The 24,028-nt window shown below is 30.4% G+C and carries 20 protein-coding genes and 3 pseudogenes; 7 read left to right on the top strand and 16 right to left on the bottom strand.

The genetic code is table 11. The features are described from left to right. Positions 1–131: 131 nt before the first annotated feature. From JJC03_RS12805 to JJC03_RS12795, 3 genes are all read right to left on the bottom strand, one after another. Complete coding sequence (locus JJC03_RS12805; protein WP_235873425.1) at positions 132–935, bottom strand: PAS domain-containing protein; 804 nt, start codon at positions 933–935, stop codon at positions 132–134. Between the two features lie 56 nt (positions 936–991). After that, complete coding sequence (locus JJC03_RS12800; protein ID WP_235873424.1) at positions 992–1,507, bottom strand: hypothetical protein; 516 nt, start codon at positions 1,505–1,507, stop codon at positions 992–994. A 67-nt stretch (positions 1,508–1,574) separates the two neighbouring features. After that, positions 1,575–2,792, bottom strand: coding sequence for a glycosyltransferase (locus tag JJC03_RS12795; RefSeq protein WP_088444806.1), 1,218 nt, complete (start codon positions 2,790–2,792; stop codon positions 1,575–1,577). A 73-nt stretch (positions 2,793–2,865) separates the two neighbouring features. Between JJC03_RS12795 and JJC03_RS12790 the strand changes: the two are divergent. Next, positions 2,866–3,446: pseudogene (locus JJC03_RS12790) on the top strand (MiaE family protein). 81 nt (positions 3,447–3,527) lie between these two features. Beyond that, positions 3,528–4,327, top strand: a pseudogene (locus JJC03_RS12785) (TIGR00266 family protein). Between the two features lie 132 nt (positions 4,328–4,459). Here the strand turns inward: JJC03_RS12785 and JJC03_RS12780 are convergent. Further along, complete coding sequence (locus tag JJC03_RS12780) at positions 4,460–5,728, bottom strand: DEAD/DEAH box helicase (RefSeq protein ID WP_088399683.1); 1,269 nt, start codon at positions 5,726–5,728, stop codon at positions 4,460–4,462. Between the two features lie 24 nt (positions 5,729–5,752). Then, a complete protein-coding gene (locus JJC03_RS12775; protein WP_088399685.1) occupies positions 5,753–6,793 on the bottom strand; it encodes a formimidoylglutamase in 1,041 nt (346 codons plus the stop codon). Between the two features lie 124 nt (positions 6,794–6,917). On the opposite strand from JJC03_RS12775, the gene JJC03_RS18905 reads away from it, so the two are divergent. After that, complete coding sequence (locus JJC03_RS18905; RefSeq protein ID WP_309597662.1) at positions 6,918–7,190, top strand: hypothetical protein; 273 nt, start codon at positions 6,918–6,920, stop codon at positions 7,188–7,190. Continuing rightward, positions 7,183–7,809, top strand: coding sequence for a DUF8428 domain-containing protein (locus JJC03_RS12770; protein ID WP_309597661.1), 627 nt, complete (start codon positions 7,183–7,185; stop codon positions 7,807–7,809). Before JJC03_RS18905 ends, JJC03_RS12770 begins: the two co-directional genes overlap by 8 nt. Before the next feature lie 55 nt (positions 7,810–7,864). Here JJC03_RS12770 and JJC03_RS12765 read toward each other — a convergent pair whose 3' ends face one another. The 3 genes from JJC03_RS12765 to JJC03_RS12760 all read right to left on the bottom strand — a co-directional run bounded on the left by JJC03_RS12765 (position 7,865) and on the right by JJC03_RS12760 (position 9,839). Continuing rightward, positions 7,865–8,596: an acyl-CoA synthetase family protein gene (locus tag JJC03_RS12765; RefSeq protein WP_309597660.1), complete on the bottom strand. Its 732-nt coding sequence runs from the start codon at positions 8,594–8,596 to the stop codon at positions 7,865–7,867. Positions 8,597–8,654: 58 nt separating this feature from the next. Continuing rightward, positions 8,655–8,810 (bottom strand): hypothetical protein, encoded by a 156-nt coding sequence (locus tag JJC03_RS18900; protein WP_309597659.1) that lies wholly within the window; start codon positions 8,808–8,810, stop codon positions 8,655–8,657. Positions 8,811–8,906: 96 nt separating this feature from the next. Next, entirely contained in the window at positions 8,907–9,839 is a 933-nt protein-coding gene (locus JJC03_RS12760; RefSeq protein WP_088399703.1) for a CPBP family intramembrane glutamic endopeptidase, read from the bottom strand. Positions 9,840–9,904: 65 nt separating this feature from the next. Between JJC03_RS12760 and arsC the strand changes: the two genes are divergently transcribed. Further along, positions 9,905–10,246: an arsenate reductase (glutaredoxin) gene (arsC, locus tag JJC03_RS12755; protein WP_235873423.1), complete on the top strand. Its 342-nt coding sequence runs from the start codon at positions 9,905–9,907 to the stop codon at positions 10,244–10,246. A gap of 68 nt (positions 10,247–10,314) precedes the next feature. Further along, positions 10,315–12,792 carry an outer membrane beta-barrel family protein gene (locus tag JJC03_RS12750; protein ID WP_235873422.1) on the top strand — a complete coding sequence of 826 codons (2,478 nt, stop codon included), beginning with the start codon at positions 10,315–10,317 and terminating at the stop codon, positions 12,790–12,792. 49 nt (positions 12,793–12,841) lie between these two features. Here the strand turns inward: JJC03_RS12750 and JJC03_RS12745 are convergent, their stop codons facing one another. The 8 genes and pseudogenes from JJC03_RS12745 to corA all read right to left on the bottom strand — a co-directional run bounded on the left by JJC03_RS12745 (position 12,842) and on the right by corA (position 22,474). Further along, positions 12,842–13,006, bottom strand: coding sequence for a hypothetical protein (locus JJC03_RS12745; protein ID WP_088399695.1), 165 nt, complete (start codon positions 13,004–13,006; stop codon positions 12,842–12,844). Positions 13,007–13,284: 278 nt separating this feature from the next. Beyond that, positions 13,285–14,355: a DUF2931 family protein gene (locus JJC03_RS12740; protein ID WP_235873421.1), complete on the bottom strand. Its 1,071-nt coding sequence runs from the start codon at positions 14,353–14,355 to the stop codon at positions 13,285–13,287. Positions 14,356–14,633: 278 nt separating this feature from the next. Further along, on the bottom strand, positions 14,634–15,704 hold the full coding sequence (locus JJC03_RS12735; protein ID WP_235873419.1) for a DUF2931 family protein: 1,071 nt from the start codon (positions 15,702–15,704) through the stop codon (positions 14,634–14,636). Further along, positions 15,697–15,909 (bottom strand): hypothetical protein, encoded by a 213-nt coding sequence (locus JJC03_RS12730; RefSeq protein WP_235873420.1) that lies wholly within the window; start codon positions 15,907–15,909, stop codon positions 15,697–15,699. The genes JJC03_RS12735 and JJC03_RS12730 overlap by 8 nt, the downstream gene beginning before the upstream one ends. 74 nt (positions 15,910–15,983) lie before the next feature. Next, positions 15,984–17,054, bottom strand: coding sequence for a DUF2931 family protein (locus JJC03_RS12725; RefSeq protein ID WP_235873419.1), 1,071 nt, complete (start codon positions 17,052–17,054; stop codon positions 15,984–15,986). A 299-nt stretch (positions 17,055–17,353) separates the two neighbouring features. Beyond that, the gene (locus tag JJC03_RS12720) at positions 17,354–18,664 is read right to left on the bottom strand and encodes a phospholipase effector Tle1 domain-containing protein (RefSeq protein ID WP_235873418.1); all 1,311 of its coding nucleotides are present in this window, start codon (positions 18,662–18,664) and stop codon (positions 17,354–17,356) included. A 2-nt stretch (positions 18,665–18,666) separates the two neighbouring features. Further along, the gene (locus tag JJC03_RS12715; RefSeq protein WP_235873417.1) at positions 18,667–20,583 is read right to left on the bottom strand and encodes a type VI secretion system Vgr family protein; all 1,917 of its coding nucleotides are present in this window, start codon (positions 20,581–20,583) and stop codon (positions 18,667–18,669) included. Between the two features lie 822 nt (positions 20,584–21,405). Beyond that, positions 21,406–22,474: pseudogene (gene corA / locus JJC03_RS12710) on the bottom strand (magnesium/cobalt transporter CorA). A gap of 308 nt (positions 22,475–22,782) precedes the next feature. Here corA and hutI point away from each other — a divergent pair. Continuing rightward, a complete protein-coding gene (gene hutI, locus JJC03_RS12705) occupies positions 22,783–24,021 on the top strand; it encodes an imidazolonepropionase (RefSeq protein ID WP_088401018.1) in 1,239 nt (412 codons plus the stop codon). The last annotated feature ends 7 nt before the right edge of the window (positions 24,022–24,028 follow it).

Here is a 24,028-nt window from a genome sequence, read left to right as displayed (position 1 = left end):
TCCAATAACTAACTCTATCAATTAATGACCCTTCTGCTGCAGATTTTAATATAAGATTAATTCTATCATTAAAACTTTCTTCTTGTTTGTAGGATAAAGTGGCTAGTTTATTTATTGTTTTATTAAAAACTTCATTTTTTTCTTTGTCTATTTTTTTGTTGTATTTCTACATTTTTAAGCAAAGTAATATCTCTTGCTATAGCTGAAAAACCTAAAATTTTTCCTTCTTGGTTTCTTTTTACATTAACTTTTTGAGACAACCATAATTCCGTATCTCTATTAACCACAACTGGAAATTCTATAGAAGGCAGGCTTTTTCTTCCTACTAAATGGGATTGATAGAACTGAAGTACTTTTTTTTTGTAATCTTCTCTAATAAAAAGATCAAAATTTTCACCAATTACATCTTCATTTTTCAAATTAAATAAAGATTTAGCAAAAGTATTCACAAAGGTAAAATTACCCTCTTTATCTGTTTCATAAATAATATCTGTAGCCGTTTCTATCAAGTTTTTATATTGATGATCTAAATTAATTAGTCCGGTAATATCTTGACCTATATTTAAATAAACATCATCTGAATATTTTACATTTTTCCATTGTATGTATTTGTATATTCCTTCTTTTGCTAATATTTTACGCGTATAAAATTCATGATTATTTTGATAGTTTTCAATTGTAAATTCCGGATCTTCAATTAAGCTCAAAAAACTCATTCCTTTTAGATCATCAGAAGTATACCCAAGAATATTTTGAACATTTTGAGAACAATAAATTATTGTTCCATTTTTATTAATACCTATAACAAGGGTTGCTTTTTTATTAATAGCATTATTAGTAAATAAAAAATTATCTTTTGCTTTATATTTTATAATATAACGTACATGATTGATTAAAGAAATCATAAGACAACTACAACCTAAAGTCACAAACATTATTTCATTAAGTACTTTGTAATAATACAAGAAAACTATTAATAAATAATTTAAGATTACAAAGACCCAATAAAAATGTATAGCACTAAAAAGATAATAGGAAAAAAGAATAGAACAATCCAGTCAAAATAAGTAAATACATATTCTGGATGTACTATAATACGTAATAGGGTTATAAAAAAATAGATAAAAAACATGAGCATAAAAAATTCTCTCAAATGTTTTTCTATAAATAAAATTTTATAACTAGCTGCATATAAAAGAAGTAAAATACTAGCAATGATAAAATTAACAGGAAATATTTCTTCTTTTCTTAAATGAAAAAAATTAACTGTAAATTCAATCAGAGATAATCCTACTCCTACAAATAAAAAATAGAGACGATATTGTTCACTATATCCTACGACTTCTGAAAAATCACGTATAATTTCACGCTTACCTACAGATTTTTTGAAAAATCCGTAATAAAAAACAAAAAAAGCAACAAATAGGAAAAAAAGTATAAACCATGATGAATGATAAATCTTTAATCCTAACAACTGAATTATTTGAAAGTACAAAACCTTAATCAAAAATATAAATTTTATTTTTTAACCTAAATCCTTATTAAAAATACAAAAAAACACAAGTATTATATAATTATTTTCTGTTTTTTTCTTCTATCCATTTCGACATATATTTTGTTGTTGCAAACTGATTTTGCAACAATAATCTCCCTATAAAATTTTGATTTCTATAGTAGTCTATATGCCTTCTTCTATCCAAAATACATTCCTCAAACAAATTATAGTATAACTCTTTCTTAAATTTTTGAATAATAATTTTTTCTCCTCTCTTAGAGGATTCTTCCCAAACTTGTTTTTCATTGTACAAAGTTATGGACTTTTGAATAAAATCATTTGTATTTTCTGCTACATAGCCATTCCAATATTGGGAAGAACTAATCCCTTCAGCTCCTATAGAGGTGGTAACAGAAGGTGTATTTACTACCATTGCTTCTAATAACTTTCCTTTTATACCTGCACCAAATCGTAAGGGAGCTAATAAAACTCTACTTTGTTCAAGGACTTCATACACAGAAGAAGCCCTACCTCTAATAAAGAATCCTTCTCTTTGATTATTTAACTGATTTATTTTTGGAGAAGCATAAGCTCCATAAATGTTCATATTTATTCCTGGTAATTCTTTTCGTATTTCTTTCCAAATCATTTTTAGTTGTACAACGGCATCATAATTGGGTTCATGCAAAAAATTCCCTATAAAAACAAAATCCTTTCTTTCTTCATAAGTAATTGTTTGTTTTTTATTTGAATAGAAAATAGGCAAATAAAAAAATAATGATTTATCTACTTTAAAAATACTTTGTAATATTTCTATTTCAAACTCAGAAATAATTAATGTTAAATCACACCTATATATACTGGCTATTTCTCTTAGAGCTAATGGTTCTTCTAATAAATCTTTAGCATGAAAAACTAAATCTTTCTTTACAGCTGTATGACGAGCATAACGTAAGCAATGTAAGTCTTCTGAATCTAATATACGGATAGCTTTAGGGCAGTTATTAGCAACTCTCCAACCAAATTGCTCTTCAGATATAAAACGATCAAAAACAACTATAACTGGATTAATTCTTAAAAGAAAATCATCAAAACTACTATTATTTAATTCAATATTATATTGTGCTACATCAATAGATAATAAATCAAACGAGTTTTCCGTTTTTTGAGCAGTTGAAGAAAAAACAACTTTGTAACCTAATTCTTTATACAAATTAATAAGCTGTAAAATTCTGGTTCCAGCCGCAGAAGATGTGGGCTCTGGAAAAACTAAACCTATAAATAAAACTGTATCCAAGTCTTTTTTTGTACAAAATAACAATTATAAATTAGGAGTAAAAAATGTAATTTTGCATTTCAATGATTTTTATATGTTAGGATTAAAACTCAAAACAGACCCTAGATGGGCTAATATAGCAGAAGGAAACCTTGCTGAAATTCTTTCAGATCACGCGTGGTGTGAACAAAAAGCCGCCACTAACGCAATCAATCTGATCATTAATAATTCTGAAAAAGAGGATTTAGTAACCGAAATGACTAAAATAGCCATTGAAGAAATGGATCATTTCAGAATGGTGCATGATATCATCAAAGAACGCAATTATGAATTTACACGTGAGCGTAAGGATGATTATGTAGGACAATTAACTAAATTCTTAAAAAAGATGGAAGTCGTGAGCAATCTATGATTGACCGTTTATTATTTGCTGCTATGATTGAAGCTAGAAGTTGTGAACGTTTCAAAGTTCTTTCAGAAAATATCCAAGACGAAGAATTAAGTAAATTTTATAGAGAACTTATGATTTCAGAAGCAAATCATTATACAGTTTTTTTAAATTTTGCTAGAAAATACGGCGAAAGAGATTATGTAGATAACCGTTGGAAAGAATGGATTGTTTATGAAGAAAGTATTATTGTAAATTATGGTAAGAAAGAAACCATACATGGCTAAAAGTTATTAAAGATTCAAATGCTTTCTTGTAACATTTTACCTCAATATTAAACTTATATTCAAATATTAAAAACTAGAAAAATGCAAGCACATGAGATAGATTACCATATTTATGGTGAAGAAATGCAATATGTAGAAATAGAATTAGACCCTCAGGAGGTAGTCATTGCAGAAGCTGGTGGCTTTATGATGATGGAAAATGGAATTAAAATGGAAACTATTTTCGGTGATGGTTCAAATAATCAAGGTACTGGAGTTTTAGGTAAAATCTTAAGTGCTGGTAAACGTGTTTTAACAGGTGAAAGTATGTTTATGACTGCATATCAGAACCAAGATTTTTCAAAAGAAAAGTTTCATTTGCCTCTCCTTATCCTGGAAAAATTATTGCAATCGATTTAATGAAATACGGAGGTAAGTTTATTTGTCAAAAAGATTCATTCTTATGTGCTGCAAAAGGAGTTTCAATAGGTATTGAGTTTTCACGAAAATTAGGTAGAGGTTTATTCGGAGGTGAAGGCTTTATCATGCAAAAAATAGAAGGAGATGGTATGGCATTCATACACTCAGGAGGAACTTTAGCACGTAAAGAATTACAACCAGGAGAAATCTTAAAAATTGACACAGGATGTCTTGTAGGATTTACAAAAAATGTAGATTATGACATCGAATTTATAGGAGGTATAAAAAACACTCTTTTTGGAGGAGAGGGTATGTTTTATGCTACTTTAAGAGGCCCTGGTATTGTTTATATCCAATCTTTACCATTTAGCCGTTTAGCTGGTCGCGTTATTGCCGCCTCTAATATTGGTGGACAGAGTAAAGAAGAAGGTAGCTTACTAGGTGGATTTGGCAAACTACTAGATGGAGATAATGGTTTTTAATTAATTTATAATAAGAGGAGGCTGTCTAAATAGAAAAATAAGACACTATCTAAAGATTTAGTAACCATATAATTTACTCTTGTAATAAAACAGGAACTATTAAACTTTTAAGGCACCCTCCTCTTTTATATATTAATACCAACGTTTTTTATTTTTTTTAGAATTGTCAGACTTGCGTGATTTTTTACCACTTCGCTGTTTTGACGTATTATGATTATTGGGAGTTGGTGACTGTTGATTAATTTTCTTTTTATTATTATTTGATTTCCAAGGAAAAGGATGATCTTCTATTATTGTTACTTTATTTTTCAATAACCTGATAATATCTTTCCAATACACTTCTTCATCTTTCCCACAAAAAGAAATAGCTATACCTGAATGCCCTGCTCTACCTGTTCTTCCTATTCTATGAATATAGGTTTCTGGAATATTAGGCAAATCATAATTAATAACTACAGGAAGTTGGTCTATATCAATTCCTCTTGAAGCAACATCTGTAGCTACTAATAAGTCAATGGTTTTATTTTTAAAATCTTCTAAAACTTTTTGACGCGCACTTTGTGATTTATCACCATGAAGTGCATCACAATTTAGTTGATTTTTTTGTAAAAATTCAACAAGATTTTCAGCACCTTGTTTTGTTCTTACAAATAAAATGGTGTTTACTAATTCTTGTTGTTTTATAACTCGCAATAAGAGTTGTTTTTTTTCTGATTTTTCAACAAAATAAACTGATTGTGTTATATTTTGACTATTACTTATAGTTGACTTAACTTCTACGTACTTAGGTTTTTTAAGAAATTCTTCTGCAATTTCTCTAATTTCAATAGGCATTGTAGCGGAAAACAAGAGTGTTTGCCTATTTTCAGGCGCTATTTTTGTTATTTTTCGTACATCATTTATAAACCCCATATCAAGCATTAGATCAGCTTCATCTATTACTAAATGATGTAAATGATTAATATCTATTACACCTTGTTTATTTAAATCTAAAAAACGACCTGGTGTAGCCACTAATATATCTATCCCTTCTTTTAGTTTTTCTACTTGAGAAGTTTGGGAGACACCTCCATAAATAGTAAGTGTAGTACAATTAGTGTATTTCCCATATTTATTAAAGCTCTCTTCAATTTGTAAAGCTAACTCACGAGTAGGAGCTAGAACAACTGTACGAATATATTTTCTCTTTTTAATAGAACCTACTATAGGTATTAAATAATTTAAAATAGGAATAGCAAAAGCAGCTGTCTTTCCTGTTCCAGTCTGTGCGCAACCCACTAAATCTTCTCCTTCAAGAATAATTGGCATTGCTTTCTGCTGTATTTCAGTAGGTTTTGTATAAGTCGCCTCTTTTATTGACTCTACAATATTGCGATGAAAACTGAACTGTTCAAAAGTCATAGATAAAAATTTTAAGCAAAGGTACTATTTTATGACTGAAGAATGTGCTTTTATAAAATCCGTTATCAAATAGCCAATTAATTTTCCCACTAATTGTGGGTTTTTATCTTCACCTAAAGAAGGTGCTCCTTCACAAATGTGCAAATAAGACGCATTTTTATGTTTTCCAAAAAAGTAACAAAATTGTCTCACTTCTTCTACTGAAAAACCACTTAAAGTCATAGCACTAGAAGGAATATTAGGAATAGAATCTAAATCAATTTCAATTCCATATGGATCCCCTTTTATGTGCTCATAAGCAGCTTTTAATTCTGATTGATAATGTTTTTCTTGGCGAATCTTAATTTCATCGTAAGTATTATATTTAACACGATCATTTTTGCTTTTTATAATATCTAATACATTTTTAGAAGTATAACTTTCGTGAAGTCCGAAAATAAAATAATTTTTTAAAAAACCTTCTTCAAAAGCATAAGAAAAACCATTACCGCTATGTCTTCCTTCTAAAATTCTAAAATCAGAATGAGCATCAAAATTTATTGAATTTACAGATTTTCCTAATCCTAATGCTGTTCCTTTTATATTTCCATAAGCATTATTATGTCCTCCTCCTATAACAATAGGTACTTTTCCCGCTTTTATAATATGGTAAATAATATGAGAGACTTCTTTATCTATATTTTCTACTATTTTAAATAATTGCTTTCTATCATCAGGGTTATTAGGATCCAGATCTTCTGCTTGACTCATTTCTTGCGAAACATCTACCCGACCCAAAATAATAATTTGACTCCCTTTGCAAAATTTATTATGTTGTATGTTTGCTACATTTTGAAGAGTACTTTCCCAAGCAGTCTTGGCTCCTCTTCTACCTAGATTAGCACGTATACCTATATCTTCTGGGATTCCTAAAAGTACATACTTAGCTTCACTTTTTTTTAAAAAATTAAAAACATCTTCATCTTTGGGAACGATTTGAATTTTTTCTCCAAATTTTATCTCTCCATTACGGTAAGCCGTAATTTTAGAGAGATCAGACTGCCTAAAACGAATTAAATTTTCCATTGGGGAACAAAATTATATTAGGTCAAAAATACTATTTTTATCTAAAGTTACGTTAATTCTTGGTACAATCACATTAAAAAATTATTTTAGCATACTATAATAACCCTAAATAAATAAATTTAATATGCGAAGAAATGCTCCAGAAAGATCTAGTAACATAGGACTTAAAGTTGTTATAGGTATTTTATTAATGATGTTAATATCTAGTTTAGTTTACATTTATAAATTAAATGAAGACTCTAAAAATACCTTATCTGTAGTAAAAAATGAGAAAGATGCTTTAATGAAAGATTTAGAAATAACTAAGCAATCATTAGAAACTACTATGGCATCAAATACAACAATGACTGAAGAATTAATGGCTGAAAAAGAAAAAAATTCAGCAATTAATGGCTGAGTTAGAAAAAACAAAAAGTACAGATATAACAGCTATTGCAAAATATAAAGACGAAGTCCAAAAGCTTAAATCTAAAATTGCAAATTTAATTAAGCAGATTGATGGCTTAAAAAAGGAGAATGCAACACTTAATACAAAAATTGATAGTACCAATATTGTATTAAAAAAATCGCGTTCAGCAAATGATACTCTAATTTCAAAAAACAATATGCTTGCTAAGACTATTGAAAAAGGAGCAAAATTGTCTATCGTTAATTTACAAACAACAGCTGTTAAACAAAAAAGTAGTGGAAGACAAATTGTTACAGATAAAGCAAGTCGTGCAAATGTCTTAAAAATTAGTTTTACTATAGCAGAAAATCAAATTGCTAAATCTGGTGATAAATCATATTATGTTCAAATTATAGATAGCAAAAATAATGTGCTTGGAGATAAAAAAATAGAAAGCTTTGGAGATAAAATGCTTACCTACAGCTTTGTATCTTCTGTTCGTTATGAAAACAAAACTGTTAAAGTAGAAAAAGATCTTCCTGTAGAGGATATTACAGAAGGAACTTTTTTTGTAAATGTATTTGATAAAACAGAATTAGTTGCTAAAACCAGTTTCTCTCTAAGATAAATATTTTCAATAAAAAGAAACTATAAAAGTTTTCACTGCCCCAAAATGTTAGACACTATTTTGGGGCAGTGTATTTTAAAATAGTCTCTTTTCTTTTAATTTTCCCCGTTTCAGTTTCTTCAAATTTAGGTATAAAAATAACTTGTTTAGGTACTTCATATATACTTAGTTCATTAAACACAGAAGAATTAATTTGATCATTTAAACCTTCTACTATCAATACTAATTTCTCTCCTAATCTTTCATCTAACAAACCACATATAAAAAAACGCTGTTTAATTTTATGAATTAACTTACTTTCAATTTGTTCAGGAAATAATTTTATCCCACCACTATTAATAACATTATCTATTCTTCCTTTCCAAATAAATTCTGATTCTGAAACTAAATCTACCAAATCATTAGTAATAAGTAGATTATTATTAATATTAGGTGCATCTATTACTAAGCACCCTCTTCCATCTTGATTAATTACAATACCTGGTAAGATCTTAAAACTTTTTGTCCCTATTTTTTTTAATGCTATATGCGTAATTGTTTCGGTCATACTATAAGACTCGTAAGCATTAATAGCCCTTTGAAGTAATTTTTCGGTTAAAATAGCGTTTACTTTAGCTCCTCCTATTAATAGAATTTTAATTTTTGATAATTTATTTAAGGATTGTTCTACCTGTAAAGGAACCATTGCAGCAAAATCATATTCCATACTTGCATTTTCTAAAGGAGATGACGAAGGTTCTACAAGAGTTAAATCCCATCCTAATACCATAGCTCTTACTAACATCATTTTTCCCGCAATATATTTAACAGGTAAACAACATAAAGCCTTTGTATCTTCATTTAATCTAAAAAAAGCCCCCCGTGCTCTGAGCGGAATAAACCATAGCTTGTTTTTTCAATGCTATTTGTTTTGCAACACCTGTAGTACCTGATGTTTGCACTTGTAAATCAGAATCAGGGTTGAACCATTGTAATATAAATTCTCCTATAATTTTTTTCATAATCATATCCTTCTATAATTTTATTTTTTGCCCAAAAAGATAAAGTTTCTTTATCATAGGATACCCCATTTAATTTAAAATTTGAATGAATTATCATTATTTATTTTTGTATAAAACTGTACTACCTATTAATTTTTCTTTCCAATTACGCCAATTATATTTATTAGAAAAAAGCACTAATAACATAGGAAAGACTACCACTATTGGAATAAAAAGTTCAAAACTTAATTTAGGTTCTGACACCTCTTTTAAAATGGATGCCGTTTGCAACACACTCCATTTAGAAGTCACTAATAAAGCGGTTATTAAATTATTAGCTGCATGAAAACCTAATGAAAGCTCCATTCCTTCATCCATTAATGTTACAATTCCTAAAAACAAACCTGTTCCTACATAATAAAGTATTAATATATCTCCTAGTTTTTCTACTTCAGGATTGCTCATATGTAATAATCCAAATATTAAAGATGTGAGTAATAAAGGAATTAGTTTATTTTTAAAAAGTAATGCAAAACCTTGCATTAAATAACCTCTAAACATGAGTTCTTCTATAGAAGTTTGTATTGGAATCATTAAGACACTTATAACAACCAGTAATAAAAAAGATTTTAATTCAAAATTCCACTCAAAATCAGTTGGCGATATAAAATAAGCAATACCTGTTGTTAAAATCTGAAAAAAGGACCAAATAGCAAACGAATAAACAACTCGATTCCAGTCTATACTTTGTCTACTTGTAACGATTTTCACAAAAGATTGTTTATGCAATTTTTTAATTACAAAAATAAATCCTAAAAAAGCAAAAGTAAAACTTAACAACATCAGAAAAAGACCTAGATTACTATCTAAAACGTGTAAAAGATCTGCTTCAGTTTTACCAAAAATACTATCTCCATTTTCTTTTAATTTTAAATAAACAGCAACTAGAAAAGGAAACTGTCCAACTAATGCTGAAACAAAAACAACAGAGGTTCCTAAAAGATATTTCCAAAATTTATTTCTATTAAAAAAAGCTTGTTCTAAAAACATATTTTTTATTTTTAAACTATAAGAGCAATTTAGTTTATTTTTGTTACAAAAAAATACTTAAAATTATGATTACAATTTACCATAATACACGTTGCTCTAAATCAAGAGAAGGTGTTTGTTTTTTAGAAGATCAAAAAGAAGATTTTGAAATCGTTAACTATTTAGAAAACACCCCTTCAACAGAAGAATTAAAAGATTTATTAAAAAAATTAAATATTCCTGCTATTGATTTAGTACGAAAAAAAGAAAGTATCTGGATTGAAAATTTCAAATCAAAAGAATTAAATGAAGAGGAAATTATTGAAGCAATGGTTATGTTTCCTAAACTTATAGAAAGACCTATCGTAGTAAAAGGAGATAAAGCAGTTATTGCCAGACCTACTGAACGAATCAATGAAATTTTATAAGAGATTAACATTTTATTAATCTTTTTACTCAAACATATCAGTTACTTTTGCCCACTAACTCATTACAAATGAAAAAAATACTATCTATATTTTTTGTTTTTTTTACGATTACTTTCTATTCGCAAGAAAAATTATCTGCTAAAAAAATCACTATTACAGGTAAGTTGATTGATAAAACAACGCAACAAGCACTTGAATATGCGACTGTAACTGTTATTAACCCCAGTACAAACAAGCCCGTTAATGGTGCTATTACAGATTTAAAAGGAGAATTTAGTATTCAAAATGCACCTGGCAATTTTATTTTAAAATACGAATATTTATCATTCAAAGCATTATTAATAAATCCTAAATTTTATAATCAGGATCTAAATATTGGCATTATTTCACTAGAACCTGATGCCAAAATATTAAATGAAGTGGTTGTAAGATCTGAAAGAACAACGGTTGATCTTAAATTAGATAAAAAAGTCTTTACTGTAGGTAAAGATATACTTGTTAGAGGAGGAACTGTAAGTGATGTCTTAGATAATATCCCCTCTATCTCTGTTAGTAGTGAAGGAACTATTGCCCTAAGAGGAAATGAAAATGTCAGAATATTAATAGATGGTAAACCTACCAATGCAGTAAGTGTAACTGACGCTTTAAAAATGATTCCTTCTGATGCAATAGACAAGGTAGAAACTGTTACAACACCTTCTGCTCGCTATGATGCTGAAGGTGGTGGTGGTATTATTAATATAATCTTAAAAAAAGGTAAAAACCAAGGAATTAATGGCAGTATTATAGCCGCTGTAGGTACACCTAAAAACAATAGTATTTCTGCAAACATAAATTATAAAAATGAAATGATGAATTTCTTTTCTACTATAGGGTATAATGACCGTAATAACCCAGGAAGAACAAAAATTGATCAGGAAACTTTTAATAAAAGAACCGGTCTTTTAGACTCCTATTTAGAAGAAAGAAGAGAAAGTGAAAAATATTCTAAAGGCATTAATGTAAATTTTGGGATTGAAATTGCAATTAACAAAAATATATCTTGGACTAATTCTTTTAACTACAGAAATAACAAAGGTGGAAACAATGAAGATGTTTTCTATTATAATTTTAATGCCAATAAAACTTATCTAAACACATCTAAACGTGATAATGAATTAGTATCAACAGGAGATAATGTAGAATATACAACTAATTTTACCAAGAAATTTAAAAAAGAAGGTCATAAACTTACTTTTGACGGTGCTTTTTCTAAAAACACAGATAAAGATGATTCTGATATCTTACAAACAATCTTAGATAATAATCAATTTGTTAGAAATGAACGTAGTAAAAAACATGACACTCAAGTGCGAAACTTACTACAAATAGATTATATAGTACCTTTTAATAAAGATTCTCAATTTGAAGCAGGATATCGAGGTAATTTTATAAACTTATTGGCAGATTTTTCTGTACAAAATCTTAATACAAAAACAGGTATTTTTGAAAATATTGTAGGCTTTTCTAATCAAATGAATTATATAGAAAATGTAAATGCTCTTTATACCCAATTTGGCTCTAAAATTAATAAGTTATCATACCTTTTAGGTTTACGATTTGAAAATTCACATATTGAAATTAACCAATTAACATCAGAAATTTTAAAATCAAAAAATTACAATAACTTTTTTCCTAGTATTTTTTTAACGTATGAATTAGGAGAAAACACAAGTATATCAAGTAATTATAGTAAACGCATTACTCGTCCTAGAGATCGTTTTATCAATCCGTTTGCTTCCTATACAAGTAATATAAATTTATTTCAAGGAAATCCTGATATTAATCCAGCATATAGTGATGCTTTTGATATTGGTTTTTTAAAGAAATGGAATAAACTAATCTTGAATACTTCTGTTTATCTGAACCATACAACAGATTCATTTCAAATTATTCGTAAAGAAAGAGGTGATTTTATTGATGGAACTCCTGTCATAATTAATACCCCATTCAATCTTTCTACAGATGATAAATATGGTTTTGAAATTACAGCTAATTATACTGTAAAAAAATGGTGGAAACTAAATGCTAATGCTAACTTTTTCTACAATATTACAAAAGGAGATTATCAATATACTAATACCAAAAATGAATTAATCGTTCAGGATTTTAATTTTGAATCATCTACTTGGACTGGGCGTATCAACTCTCGAATCAATTTACCTTATAAAATTGATTTTCAATCAAATTTAACTTATAATGCGTCACAAAAAATTGCTCAAGGAACTCAAAAGGGAATTGCAGTGCTTAACTTAGGATTTAGTAAAGATATTCTAAAGGATAAGGCTACTTTAGCATTTAATATAAGTGATGTATTCAATTCACGCAAAATGATTCGAGATTTAAACTTACCTACTGTAAATTCTTATTCAGAAATGCAAAACCGTATGCGTGTAGCTACTTTATCTTTTACTTATAGATTTAACAAATCCAAAACTGAAAAAGAAAAAGATGCTAAACCTAAATCAGCCAATGATGGAAACGACAATGATTATATAGGTGGATAACATAAAAAGCCCCAATAAATTGGGGCTTTTTTTAAAATAATAAATTTTATTATTTTAAACTTTCTCTATTGGCTCTCTTTTCTTTGTATTCATTCCATAAATAACCTCCTACCCAATAGAATACGAAATTAATTAAGAAAATCATTAACCAAAATCCCATAGTTAGAATGGTTAAGAAAAGTAAGAAACCTAAATACTGTTGAAATTCAAACATTTTCCGGATTTTTTTGTATACTCTACAAAAGTAAAAATACTATTTATTATAGCCAATAATTATTACTTTTTTTTTGTTTTTAATTCTTCTCTTTCATAAGTATAAACGACTTTTAATACGCTAATTTGTTTTTATCTCTAAGTCAAAAATTTTAAAATAAATATTAATTCGTTCTGAGTTTTATTTATATACATCTTATAGTAACAACTTTTAAACTGATAAATCAGTTTTTAGAAATAAAATAATATTTATAATGTCTTACTCAAAATACTATACGTCTATTTCTCATTCTCTTTATAGGAATCTTTGTATTCACCTGCTTCATTTATAGGCCATATACGCATACTATCTACCTCTATTTTTGTGTTGTCAACAAAAAGTTCCATGTCAGAATTATCAGCAGCTATTTTTATAGCAAAACGATGAGTACTTCCCTCAGGGATGTTTTTAAAATGATCAAAAATAGTTTCCTCATTTAAAAAAACCAGCCCTCTGTAATGATCCTTATACCCTGTTTCCCAATCAAAAACAATAACTTTAGGTAAAGCTCTACTCTCTGGAGTAGGTTTGAGTATTTCGGGTCTAAAATAGCAAATAAACTCACCATTAAAAGATTCCCATTCTTTATAAAATAATCTAAACTTTTTGTTCTCAGAGCTTACATCAAGCCCTATATTGTAACGTTTGCGGTAAGTATCCCACAATGCACAAGAGGCATTAGGCATAAAATCACGCGCTCTTACTTGTGCTCTATTCATTGACCAACTGGCAAATAATCGTTTTTCAAAGGCTTTGTCCTCTTCTTTGTTTGTAATTTCTTTTGCCTGAAAACGACCTACTTCTATTTTTGCTCCAGGATAACCTGCCCATACAACGACCATGCCTTGTGGAGCAAAACCAAAAATAAGCGCCTCAAACATGCCTATCTTATAAGGTTCGTCAGGGTTTAAATCTTCTTGGTATAAGTATGATTCTTTATGATAATGAATTTCTTTAACGAGTTTTTTCATTTTTTCGACATCAAATTTTGCATCTAGCCTGTAAAACTTGTCTTCATATCCTGCATAATACACAATAGTAGCCCCTATGGGGGTGCCGTATTGATCGGTATAGCTTTTACCTGAGGAACCCCATACGCCAGAGGAACCCCCAAAAGGCATACTGGCAGATTTTCCTTCAAGAGTGTAAATTTCATCTTCTACTAGTTCAATATTATAAATGCCTTCGTCATTATTAATATTAGGCTGACACATTTCGGGTGTCCATTGTGGTGGTGCTTCTTTCATAGTATTGCAACTTAGTGTGAGCATAAGTACTAATACAAATGCTAGTTGTTTTAATTTATCCATTTTGTATTTCTCGTTTGCGTTTGTCAAAAGTTTGTGGACCAGGGGCTATTCCTAAACTATTTGTCCGTTCGTTAAGCCCAAATGCATCTGCACGAACTGACCAGTGAAAATACCTATTGCGAAGTTCTTTAAGCAATGAAGGGGCTATAAAATCAAGATAACTTATTTTTTTTGTTTGGTGTAAATAACTCGTATATCGCGCACTATCTTGTGTGCGAATACATTCGTTTCTAAAATTTTGACATTGTACTCGTGCCTAGTGCTATACCTGTTTTGTTTTATTTCTCATTCTCTTTATAGGAATCTTTGTATTTACCTGCTTCATTTATAGGCCATATACGCATACTATCTACCTCTATTTTTGTGTTGTCAACAAAAAGTTCCATGTCAGAATTATCAGCAGCTATTTTTATAGCAAAACGATGAGTACTTCCCTCAGGGATGTTTTTAAAATGATCAAAAATAGTTTCCTCATTTAAAAAAACCAGCCCTCTGTAATGATCCTTATACCCTGTTTCCCAATCAAAAACAATAACTTTAGGTAAAGCTCTACTCTCTGGAGTAGGTTTGAGTATTTCGGGTCTAAAATAGCAAATAAACTCACCATTAAAAGATTCCCATTCTTTATAAAATAATCTAAACTTTTTGTTCTCAGAGCTTACATCAAGCCCTATATTGTAACGTTTGCGGTAAGTATCCCACAATGCACAAGAGGCATTAGGCATAAAATCACGCGCTCTTACTTGTGCTCTATTCATTGACCAACTGGCAAATAATCGTTTTTCAAAGGCTTTGTCCTCTTCTTTGTTTGTAATTTCTTTTGCCTGAAAACGACCTACTTCTATTTTTGCTCCAGGATAACCTGCCCATACAACGACCATGCCTTGTGGAGCAAAACCAAAAATAAGCGCCTCAAACATGCCTATCTTATAAGGTTCGTCAGGGTTTAAATCTTCTTGGTATAAGTATGATTCTTTATGATAATGAATTTCTTTAACGAGTTTTTTCATTTTTTCGACATCAAATTTTGCATCTAGCCTGTAAAACTTGTCTTCATATCCTGCATAATACACAATAGTAGCCCCTATGGGGGTGCCGTATTGATCGGTATAGCTTTTACCTGAGGAACCCCATACGCCAGAGGAACCCCCAAAAGGCATACTGGCAGATTTTCCTTCAAGAGTGTAAATTTCATCTTCTACTAGTTCAATATTATAAATGCCTTCGTCATTATTAATATTAGGCTGACACATTTCGGGTGTCCATTGTGGTGGTGCTTCTTTCATAGTATTGCAACTTAGTGTGAGCATAAGTACTAATACAAATGCTAGTTGTTTTAATTTATCCATTTTGTATTTCTCGTTTGCGTTTGTCAAAAGTTTGTGGACCAGGGGCTATTCCTAAACTATTTGTCCGTTCGTTAAGCCCAAATGCATCTGCACGAACTGACCAGTGAAAATACCTATTGCGAAGTTCTTTAAGCAATGAAGGGGCTATAAAATCAAGATAACTTATTTTTTTTTGTTTGGTGTAAATAACTCGTATATCGCGCACTATCTTGTGTGCGAATACATTCGTTTCTAAAATTTTGACATTGTACTCGTGCCTAGTGCTATACCTGTTTTGTTTTATTTCTCATTCTCTTTATAGGAATCTTTGTATTTACCTGCTTCATTTATAGGCCATATACGCATACTATCTACCTCTATTTTTGTGTTGTCAACAAAAAGTTCCATGTCAGAATTATCAGCAGCTATTTTTATAGCAAAACGATGAGTACTTCCCTCAGGGATGTTTTTAAAATGATCAAAAATAGTTTCCTCATTTAAAAAAACCAGCCCTCTGTAATGATCCTTATACCCTGTTTCCCAATCAAAAACAATAACTTTAGGTAAAGCTCTACTCTCTGGAGTAGGTTTGAGTATTTCGGGTCTAAAATAGCAAATAAACTCACCATTAAAAGATTCCCATTCTTTATAAAATAATCTAAACTTTTTGTTCTCAGAGCTTACATCAAGCCCTATATTGTAACGTTTGCGGTAAGTATCCCACAATGCACAAGAGGCATTAGGCATAAAATCACGCGCTCTTACTTGTGCTCTATTCATTGACCAACTGGCAAATAATCGTTTTTCAAAGGCTTTGTCCTCTTCTTTGTTTGTAATTTCTTTTGCCTGAAAACGACCTACTTCTATTTTTGCTCCAGGATAACCTGCCCATACAACGACCATGCCTTGTGGAGCAAAACCAAAAATAAGCGCCTCAAACATGCCTATCTTATAAGGTTCGTCAGGGTTTAAATCTTCTTGGTATAAGTATGATTCTTTATGATAATGAATTTCTTTAACGAGTTTTTTCATTTTTTCGACATCAAATTTTGCATCTAGCCTGTAAAACTTGTCTTCATATCCTGCATAATACACAATAGTAGCCCCTATGGGGGTGCCGTATTGATCGGTATAGCTTTTACCTGAGGAACCCCATACGCCAGAGGAACCCCCAAAAGGCATACTGGCAGATTTTCCTTCAAGAGTGTAAATTTCATCTTCTACTAGTTCAATATTATAAATGCCTTCGTCATTATTAATATTAGGCTGACACATTTCGGGTGTCCATTGTGGTGGTGCTTCTTTCATAGTATTGCAACTTAGTGTGAGCATAAGTACTAATACAAATGCTAGTTGTTTTAATTTATCCATTTTGTATTTCTCGTTTGCGTTTGTCAAAAGTTTGTGGACCAGGGGCTATTCCTAAACTATTTGTCCGTTCGTTAAGCCCAAATGCATCTGCACGAACTGACCAGTGAAAATACCTATTGCGAAGTTCTTTAAGCAATGAAGGGGCTATAAAATCAAGATAACTTATTTTTTTGTTTGGTGTAAATAACTCGTATATCGCGCACTATCTTGTGTGCGAATACATTCGTTTCTAAAATTTTGACATTTTGCAGCATAGGCTTGCAATTGCTGGTAAGCTTTTTTAATTACTGGGTCAGTAATTAATGTTTTTTTATTTTCTTTTTATCTGCATAAACTACATCAAACTGTTCAGATACTTTTACCATCATGTTAAAAGGGATTTTGTCATAAGTGTTTTCAAGCATACGTTTTCCTCTTAATTTGTAGATAAAATCGGGTTCTTTGGTTCTTGTGAGTTCACTAGTTATATAGAGTTGGTCTTTGTTAAACCACCCTTCATTTATAAGAATATCTCTATATTTTTCAGCTTTAATTTTGTTACTACTACCTGTTCCTTTAAATAGTACCGAGTTTTCAATTGTGTGTGGTAAATACGATCCCCCTATATCACTATGTACACCTGGTAAGGTTAACTCTAGCCCGTGTAATCCTGCACTATTTATATTTGTTAAGTCAAAGTTTTCGCGGTATTCATCATCGGCTGCAATTTGAAAAACCATTTTAGCTTTGCGTATTGCATCAAGTCCTAAAACTTTTACATCATTACCGTGATAAATCCCCTCTGAAGAAACAGTATCGTACAAACCTACAAAGTTAAAAACAATATGCTCTGGCTCTAATTCATTAACTACTAACTGATGTCCAAAAAAACCATGCTTGAGGTATAACGGATGTTTTTTTGTGATTTTGTGTCGTTTTTTTGTAGGTGACAATAAAGACATTCCCCATATATGATCTTCTATAATAGATGGGGTACTGGCTACATGAATAAAATTTCGGGCTGTGGTTGCTCCTCTACTAAAACCGTAAACATTAATAAATAAAATACGAAGTTTGTCTTTTCTTAATATTTTAAATTTATCTCTTGCTTTTTTAGCGGCTTTAACACAACCTTTTTCTACCTTTTCAGCTATACCGGTTCCTATACCTAGGCCTATCATATATTCTTTACTTATACCTGTTCCTAATGAAACCTTGTCATCTTCTTGATCATCTTCTGTGGCAACCCCTTCAATATAAACATTCCCTTGCAATGAGTTGTCTTCTGTTATATCATATCCACGAGCCACATTAGTATAATCATTCATGTAACTATCGTCAGTTTTATTAGACATTTCTTTAAAAATAGCATTATTTTCTTCTCTAGAAAGGGTGTTTTTTTTGTTGTTTTGTGTACCATCAAAATAGATATTAATGGTTAAATCTGTAAAAGTAGCGGGAGAATTAGTGATATTTACAGGTTTGTTTTTATTGTAACTTACTCCTTTTTCTTTCCCTTTTTGTGAAATTTTACTATTACTAATATGCTTTATTTTTTCTTTAGACATTAGAACAGTTTTTCCCTTACTGCTCATGGTTATATTCCCACCTGCTATTATCTCAATACTCATGATTAGTGTGAATTAGATTTTTCTGCGCTATTATTTTGTACTTCACTCTCAGAGTGATGCTCCATTTTTTCTTCACTAAAAACAGTAAGTTCTTTTAAACTTACCGTTTTATGTTCTTTATCTGTATGACTTTCTATATCTCCTTTGACATATTTCTTAAAAGCACCCATGATATTAATCAAATAGTTAGTTGTAACAGATAAAGCATATGCAATCCCCACTGTTACATTTTTATTGCCATTTGTGGTTTCAATACTATCTAATGTAACTGATGTCATTAGATTTTTTCCTACTTGGATATTTAAATTTCCTCCTACATTAATTAATAAATTTTCGGGTATATTAAGTACTGCATTACCTTGTCCATCAAAATACAAGTAATTCCCGTCAGGTGTGCTTTGTTTCCAGCTTCCTTGGGAATCGTTAGTAAGGGTTTCAATACCGCTACGGGTTTTTATGACTTTTAGATCATTTCCTGGGGTATGGTACCCGCTGGTTTCACTTCCGTTGTAATGAGTCCCTAATACAAACGGTTTTTCGGCATTGCCGTTTTCAAATCCTACAAGGACTTCTTCGCCTATTTCAGGGATGAAATGAAAGCCTTTGCCAGCTCCTGAGTGGGGTTGTATCAAACGAATCCAAGGGGTTTTTTGATTCTTTTTTTCTTGCCAAGGAAATTGTACGCGTACTCTACCCATTCCCATAGGGTCGTTGTTATCTACTACGCGTGCGGTTTGTTCTTCGCAGTTAGAATGGATGTTGTCGTCAAAATAAGGTGGGGTCCACATATCAGGGATTCCTACAAATTCGTTGTAATAATCCTTTCCGTTATGAAAATGATTGATTTCTATGATACGGTAGGTTTCCATGGGTCTGTCGTTAATGTCAATCAGCTTGGTTAGAACGCCTTGTTTGAGTTCGGGATCTTTGCTTTTGCCTTTTACGATCATCAGGTTTTCTCTGTGTTCTTTTTGTTTTCGTACGGCCTCTTGTAGTTCTCTGTCTGTTTTATTATTAATACCCGTTGAGTTGTAGTGTTTATTGGGTTTTTTATGGAATACGTCTTTTGAGGCGTTTATTGCGGTTACTTGGTAGGGGTTGAATTTGTTTTGTAATTGGGCTGAGGCGCTATCTCTTTGTAGGGTGCTGCCTGATTCTACATCGTAGGAGGTGTAGGTAAATTGCTGGGGTTTTACAGATATTTCAAAGGATGCGTGTACTAGGTCTGCGCCTTCTTCTAGTTGGATGATTTTAGGGCCCACTTTGTTGCCTAATACTAGGCTTTGTCCGTTGTAATAGAGGTATTCGCCATAGCGTATGGCCAGTTGTTTTAAAAATTGGTAATCTGTTTGATTGTATTGTACGGTGTAGGGCAACACGTGTTGGGTGTTGTTATTTTGGGTAATGAGGTTGAGTGTCTTGGGGTAATCTGTTGCTATTTGTTGGGCTATTTCTCCTAGGGTTTTGTTTTCAAAGCTTTGGGATTCAAGGCCTTGTTCTAGCATGATCGTTGGGGCGTGTCCTGTTATGTAAAGTCTGCCGTAACCGTCTTTTTTTAAGAGGTTTAGGTGGGTTATAATTCCTGTAAAGGTTTGTTTTATTTCCCCAAATCGGTGTAGGTGGATCTGTAGGGTTTTGCCTAGATAGCTTTTAGAATTTTCCATGATGTACGCCTCTTCGTTGTCTAGAGAATCAGCACGGGTATCTAGGGTAAAGCTGTCGTGGTCGTTAGTCTTTTGATGGAATGCTAGGTTAAAATGGGATTTTTCTAAAAAGTCTTTGCCTTCTATACTTAGGGTGCAGTACACTAAGAAATCAGATTTGTCTGTTAGGTAGTCTTTAAAGGTGCGTAATTTAGCGTATTTGGCTAGGTCATCTGGGTGGTTGAGCCTTCCATAATCACTGTTGTAGTTTTCCATAGTTTGTTTATTTTTTTAGTTCTTGTTTTTTTATTTAAAAATAGTGTTTATTATAACACAATACATTGTTTTATTTTACGATGGCTTAAAAATACAATATTTTGTATTAAAACCAAGATTGGTTAATGGCTTTGTTTGGGGGTTTAATAAAATTAATTCAAAACGTTAAACCTCGTATATAGGTGTTGGAAATTTATTATTGTTAAAAGGGCTTTGAATCGAAAAAAAACACTCCATTTTTTGTCTTCAATGGAGTAAAACTAGAACTACGGGAAAAATTGCGGTTCATATTCCTCTTTTGGCTCTTTTGTTCTGCATTGCAAAGTCTATTGTCTAATTTGGGTTCAGTCTATTGATGGGGCAATGTTTTTGTATGCTTACTGAATTTTTTTGTGTGGAAATTTTTTTTACAAAAAAAAACTACACAAAGTTGTGCGGAAAAAATATTTTTTTTAAAAAAACTACACAAAGTTGTGCGGAAAAAATATTTTAAAAAAAATCCACACAGATTATACGGAGTGTTAATCTATTTAATTATAAAGATTGTGTCTTGTATTTTCCAAGAGGGGGATTATGGAAAGGGATAGGAAAATAATGTGAGCTCCTGCTTTTCTTGTTTGTGTTTTTGTTTTTAAAATGAGGGCTAAGGGGTTGACAAGAGTTAGTTGAAATAAACCAAGCACTAAAAAAGGCATGATCATTTCATATAATATACAGAAATAAAAGATTGATACATATCAATTTCAAGAGTCTTCCTTTTAGAAAAAACATGAATTGATGGGTTTTTGAATATAAATTTAAAGATTAGAAAATTATTTCATTTTAAAACCATTTTCTCCACTTAAAATAAATTGCCATAACAACTAATAAAATAATCATAGAAGCCATAACTATAAAATAACCATACTTCCAATGTAATTCTGGCATATTATCAAAATTCATCCCATAAACTCCTACTATAAAGGTTAAAGGCATAAAAAAAACTGAAACTATAGTTAAGGTTTTCATCACCTCATTCATTTTATGACTTTGTGAAGCGAAATAAAAATTTGAAGCACTATCTAATGTAGTAAGATCATATTCGATTTGTTCTAATAACTCTAAGCATTTTTGATGCAATCGATCAAAGAAACTAAAATTTTCTTTTTTATAACATTAAATACATTGTCATCCTTTGTACTTCTTATGGAATATAATGAGTCTCGCAAAGGAATGATAGAGCGTTTTAAAAAGTTAAAATTATCACGATGTTTTTCAATTTGTTCTAAAATTTCAGGTTTCGAATTAGTTTTAGAGATATTTATTAATGCTTCTACCTTATCTTCTTCTGTCTCTATCGTTATAAAAAAATTTTCTATAATTGCATCTAATAACAAATACAATAAATAGTCTACTTCTTTATCACGTACTATACCGGAATGGGTTCTAATTCGTTCTCTTATATGTGCAAAAAAATCACTTTTTTTTTCCTGAAAAGAGGTGAGTATTCCATCTTTTAATAAAAAGGAAATTTGTTCTACCTTTATATTATCTGAATGTTCAACAGGTAAAATAGATTTGATACTAAAAAACAGTATATTGTGGTATTCATCTATTTTAGTTCGTTTAGTAGTGTTAAGAATATCGCCTAAGATAAATTTATCAACTTCTAAAAAAGCTCCTATTTTTTGAATCTTTTCTAAATCAGTTAATCCATGAATATTAATCCAATTTTGTTTTTTAAAATCTACATCAACAATCATTTGTTCAAAAAAACCATCAGCACTTTCTATTAATGTATCTGTATCATAGACAAATAACTGCATAGTAGTAAGTACATTTTTATGACTACCTGTATATTCTAAAAAAGTAGGTATTATTTTTTTCCTTTTTTATATTTTATTTTTCGCAAGATCAATTTACTTTTTGTATAACACAAATGTATAGTATAAAAAATAAAAAAGCCATTAAAAAGAATTTAACAGCTTTTCTGCTTTAAATAACTAACCTCAATTTTTATGAAAACAATTTAAATTTAAGTCTTTTTTATACAAACAAAAAAACATTAAAAAGAAGTATTTTCAAAAATAAACACACTAATTTAACAAAATATCTACTAAAAAAACAATTGTATTTTATTCCTATTTTTTTTAAAAATCAAGTTTTTTTGTTGAATACTATAAAACAAAGTACTTTAGCGGTAATATTTTTTTAATTACAATGAAAAAATTAATCATAAACATAAGAGAATTACTACAAATAAGAGAACCGTCTATTTTAAAAGTTTCTGGAAAAGAAATGGCCGAACTTCCTAAAATAGAAAATGCGTATCTATTAATTGAAGACAATCTGATTTCTGATTTTGGCTCTATGGATAATTTTCCAAAAAATTTGGACGCACAAGTCATAGATGCTAAAGGAAAAGTTGTTTTACCAACTTGGTGTGATAGTCATACACATCTTGTATATGCTGGTAACAGAGTACAAGAATTTGTAGATCGTATTAATGGTCTTTCATATGAAGAAATTGCTCAAAAAGGAGGAGGAATTCTAAACTCTGCAAAAAAACTAAATGAAAGTTCAGAAGAAGAAATTTTTGAAGAATCAAAAGTTAGATTAGAAGAAGTTATTAAACAAGGTACAGGGGCTATTGAAATAAAATCAGGTTATGGACTGACAGTTGAAGGAGAACTAAAAATGCTACGCGTAATTAAAAAATTAGCAAAAGCCTACCCAATTAAAATTAAGACTACATTTTTAGGAGCTCATGCTTTTCCTTCTATATACAAAGAAAATCATAATGCGTATATAGATTTAATAATAAACGAAATGCTTCCTAAAATTGCTAAAGAAAATTTAGCAGATTATATCGATGCTTTTTTAGAAACAGGTTACTTTTCTGTTGAAGAAACAGAACGTATTATGAAAGCGGGTCAAGCATATGGTTTACGAGCAAAAATACATGTTAATCAATTTACTGCTATTAATGGTATAGAAGCTTGCGTAAAACACCAAGCCCTTAGTGTTGATCATTTAGAAATTGTAACAGATCATGATATTGAAATATTAAAAAATTCAGATACTATGCCTGTGGCCTTACCAAGTTGCTCCTATTTTATCAGCATTCCTTATACACCTGCTAGAAAAATGATAGAAGCAGGTCTACCTTTAGCTCTAGCAACAGATTTTAATCCAGGAACTACTCCTTCTGGAAATATGAATTTTGTAGTTGCTACAGCCTGTATTAAAATGAAGATGACTCCTGAAGAAGCCATTAATGCAGCTACTCTAAACGGAGCATATGCAATGGGGATAAGTGAAACACACGGAAGCATAACAAAAGGTAAAGTGGCAAATCTTATTATAACTAAAGAAATACCTACTTATTACCAATTACCATATGCCTTTGGCAGTAATCTGATTGAACAAATAATTATAGAAGGCCAAATAATAGAATAACAACTTT

The sequence above is a fragment of the Flavobacterium oreochromis genome, from assembly GCF_019565455.1.
Classification (GTDB): Bacteria; Bacteroidota; Bacteroidia; order Flavobacteriales; family Flavobacteriaceae; genus Flavobacterium; species Flavobacterium oreochromis.
Note: the sequence above shows the minus strand (reverse complement) of the source record. Positions and strands in the feature narration are given on the sequence as shown.

Bases quoted from the DNA above. Each gene is read 5' to 3' on its own strand.
- JJC03_RS18900 (WP_309597659.1), bottom strand. From the start codon at position 8,810: ATGAAAAAAATTATAGGAGAATTTATATTACAATGGTTCAACCCTGAT.
- JJC03_RS12805 (WP_235873425.1), bottom strand. From the start codon at position 935: ATGTTTGTGACTTTAGGTTGTAGTTGTCTTATGATTTCTTTAATCAAT.
- JJC03_RS18905 (WP_309597662.1), top strand. From the start codon at position 6,918: ATGCGAAGAAATGCTCCAGAAAGATCTAGTAACATAGGACTTAAAGTT.
- JJC03_RS12760 (WP_088399703.1), bottom strand. From the start codon at position 9,839: ATGTTTTTAGAACAAGCTTTTTTTAATAGAAATAAATTTTGGAAATAT.
- JJC03_RS12750 (WP_235873422.1), top strand. From the start codon at position 10,315: ATGAAAAAAATACTATCTATATTTTTTGTTTTTTTTACGATTACTTTC.
- hutI (WP_088401018.1), top strand. From the start codon at position 22,783: ATGAAAAAATTAATCATAAACATAAGAGAATTACTACAAATAAGAGAA.
- JJC03_RS12725 (WP_235873419.1), bottom strand. From the start codon at position 17,054: ATGGATAAATTAAAACAACTAGCATTTGTATTAGTACTTATGCTCACA.
- arsC (WP_235873423.1), top strand. From the start codon at position 9,905: ATGATTACAATTTACCATAATACACGTTGCTCTAAATCAAGAGAAGGT.
- JJC03_RS12720 (WP_235873418.1), bottom strand. From the start codon at position 18,664: ATGAGTATTGAGATAATAGCAGGTGGGAATATAACCATGAGCAGTAAG.
- JJC03_RS12770 (WP_309597661.1), top strand. From the start codon at position 7,183: ATGGCTGAGTTAGAAAAAACAAAAAGTACAGATATAACAGCTATTGCA.
- JJC03_RS12780 (WP_088399683.1), bottom strand. From the start codon at position 5,728: ATGACTTTTGAACAGTTCAGTTTTCATCGCAATATTGTAGAGTCAATA.
- JJC03_RS12735 (WP_235873419.1), bottom strand. From the start codon at position 15,704: ATGGATAAATTAAAACAACTAGCATTTGTATTAGTACTTATGCTCACA.
- JJC03_RS12765 (WP_309597660.1), bottom strand. From the start codon at position 8,596: ATGATGTTAGTAAGAGCTATGGTATTAGGATGGGATTTAACTCTTGTA.
- JJC03_RS12740 (WP_235873421.1), bottom strand. From the start codon at position 14,355: ATGGATAAATTAAAACAACTAGCATTTGTATTAGTACTTATGCTCACA.
- JJC03_RS12775 (WP_088399685.1), bottom strand. From the start codon at position 6,793: ATGGAAAATTTAATTCGTTTTAGGCAGTCTGATCTCTCTAAAATTACG.
- JJC03_RS12715 (WP_235873417.1), bottom strand. From the start codon at position 20,583: ATGGAAAACTACAACAGTGATTATGGAAGGCTCAACCACCCAGATGAC.
- JJC03_RS12745 (WP_088399695.1), bottom strand. From the start codon at position 13,006: ATGTTTGAATTTCAACAGTATTTAGGTTTCTTACTTTTCTTAACCATT.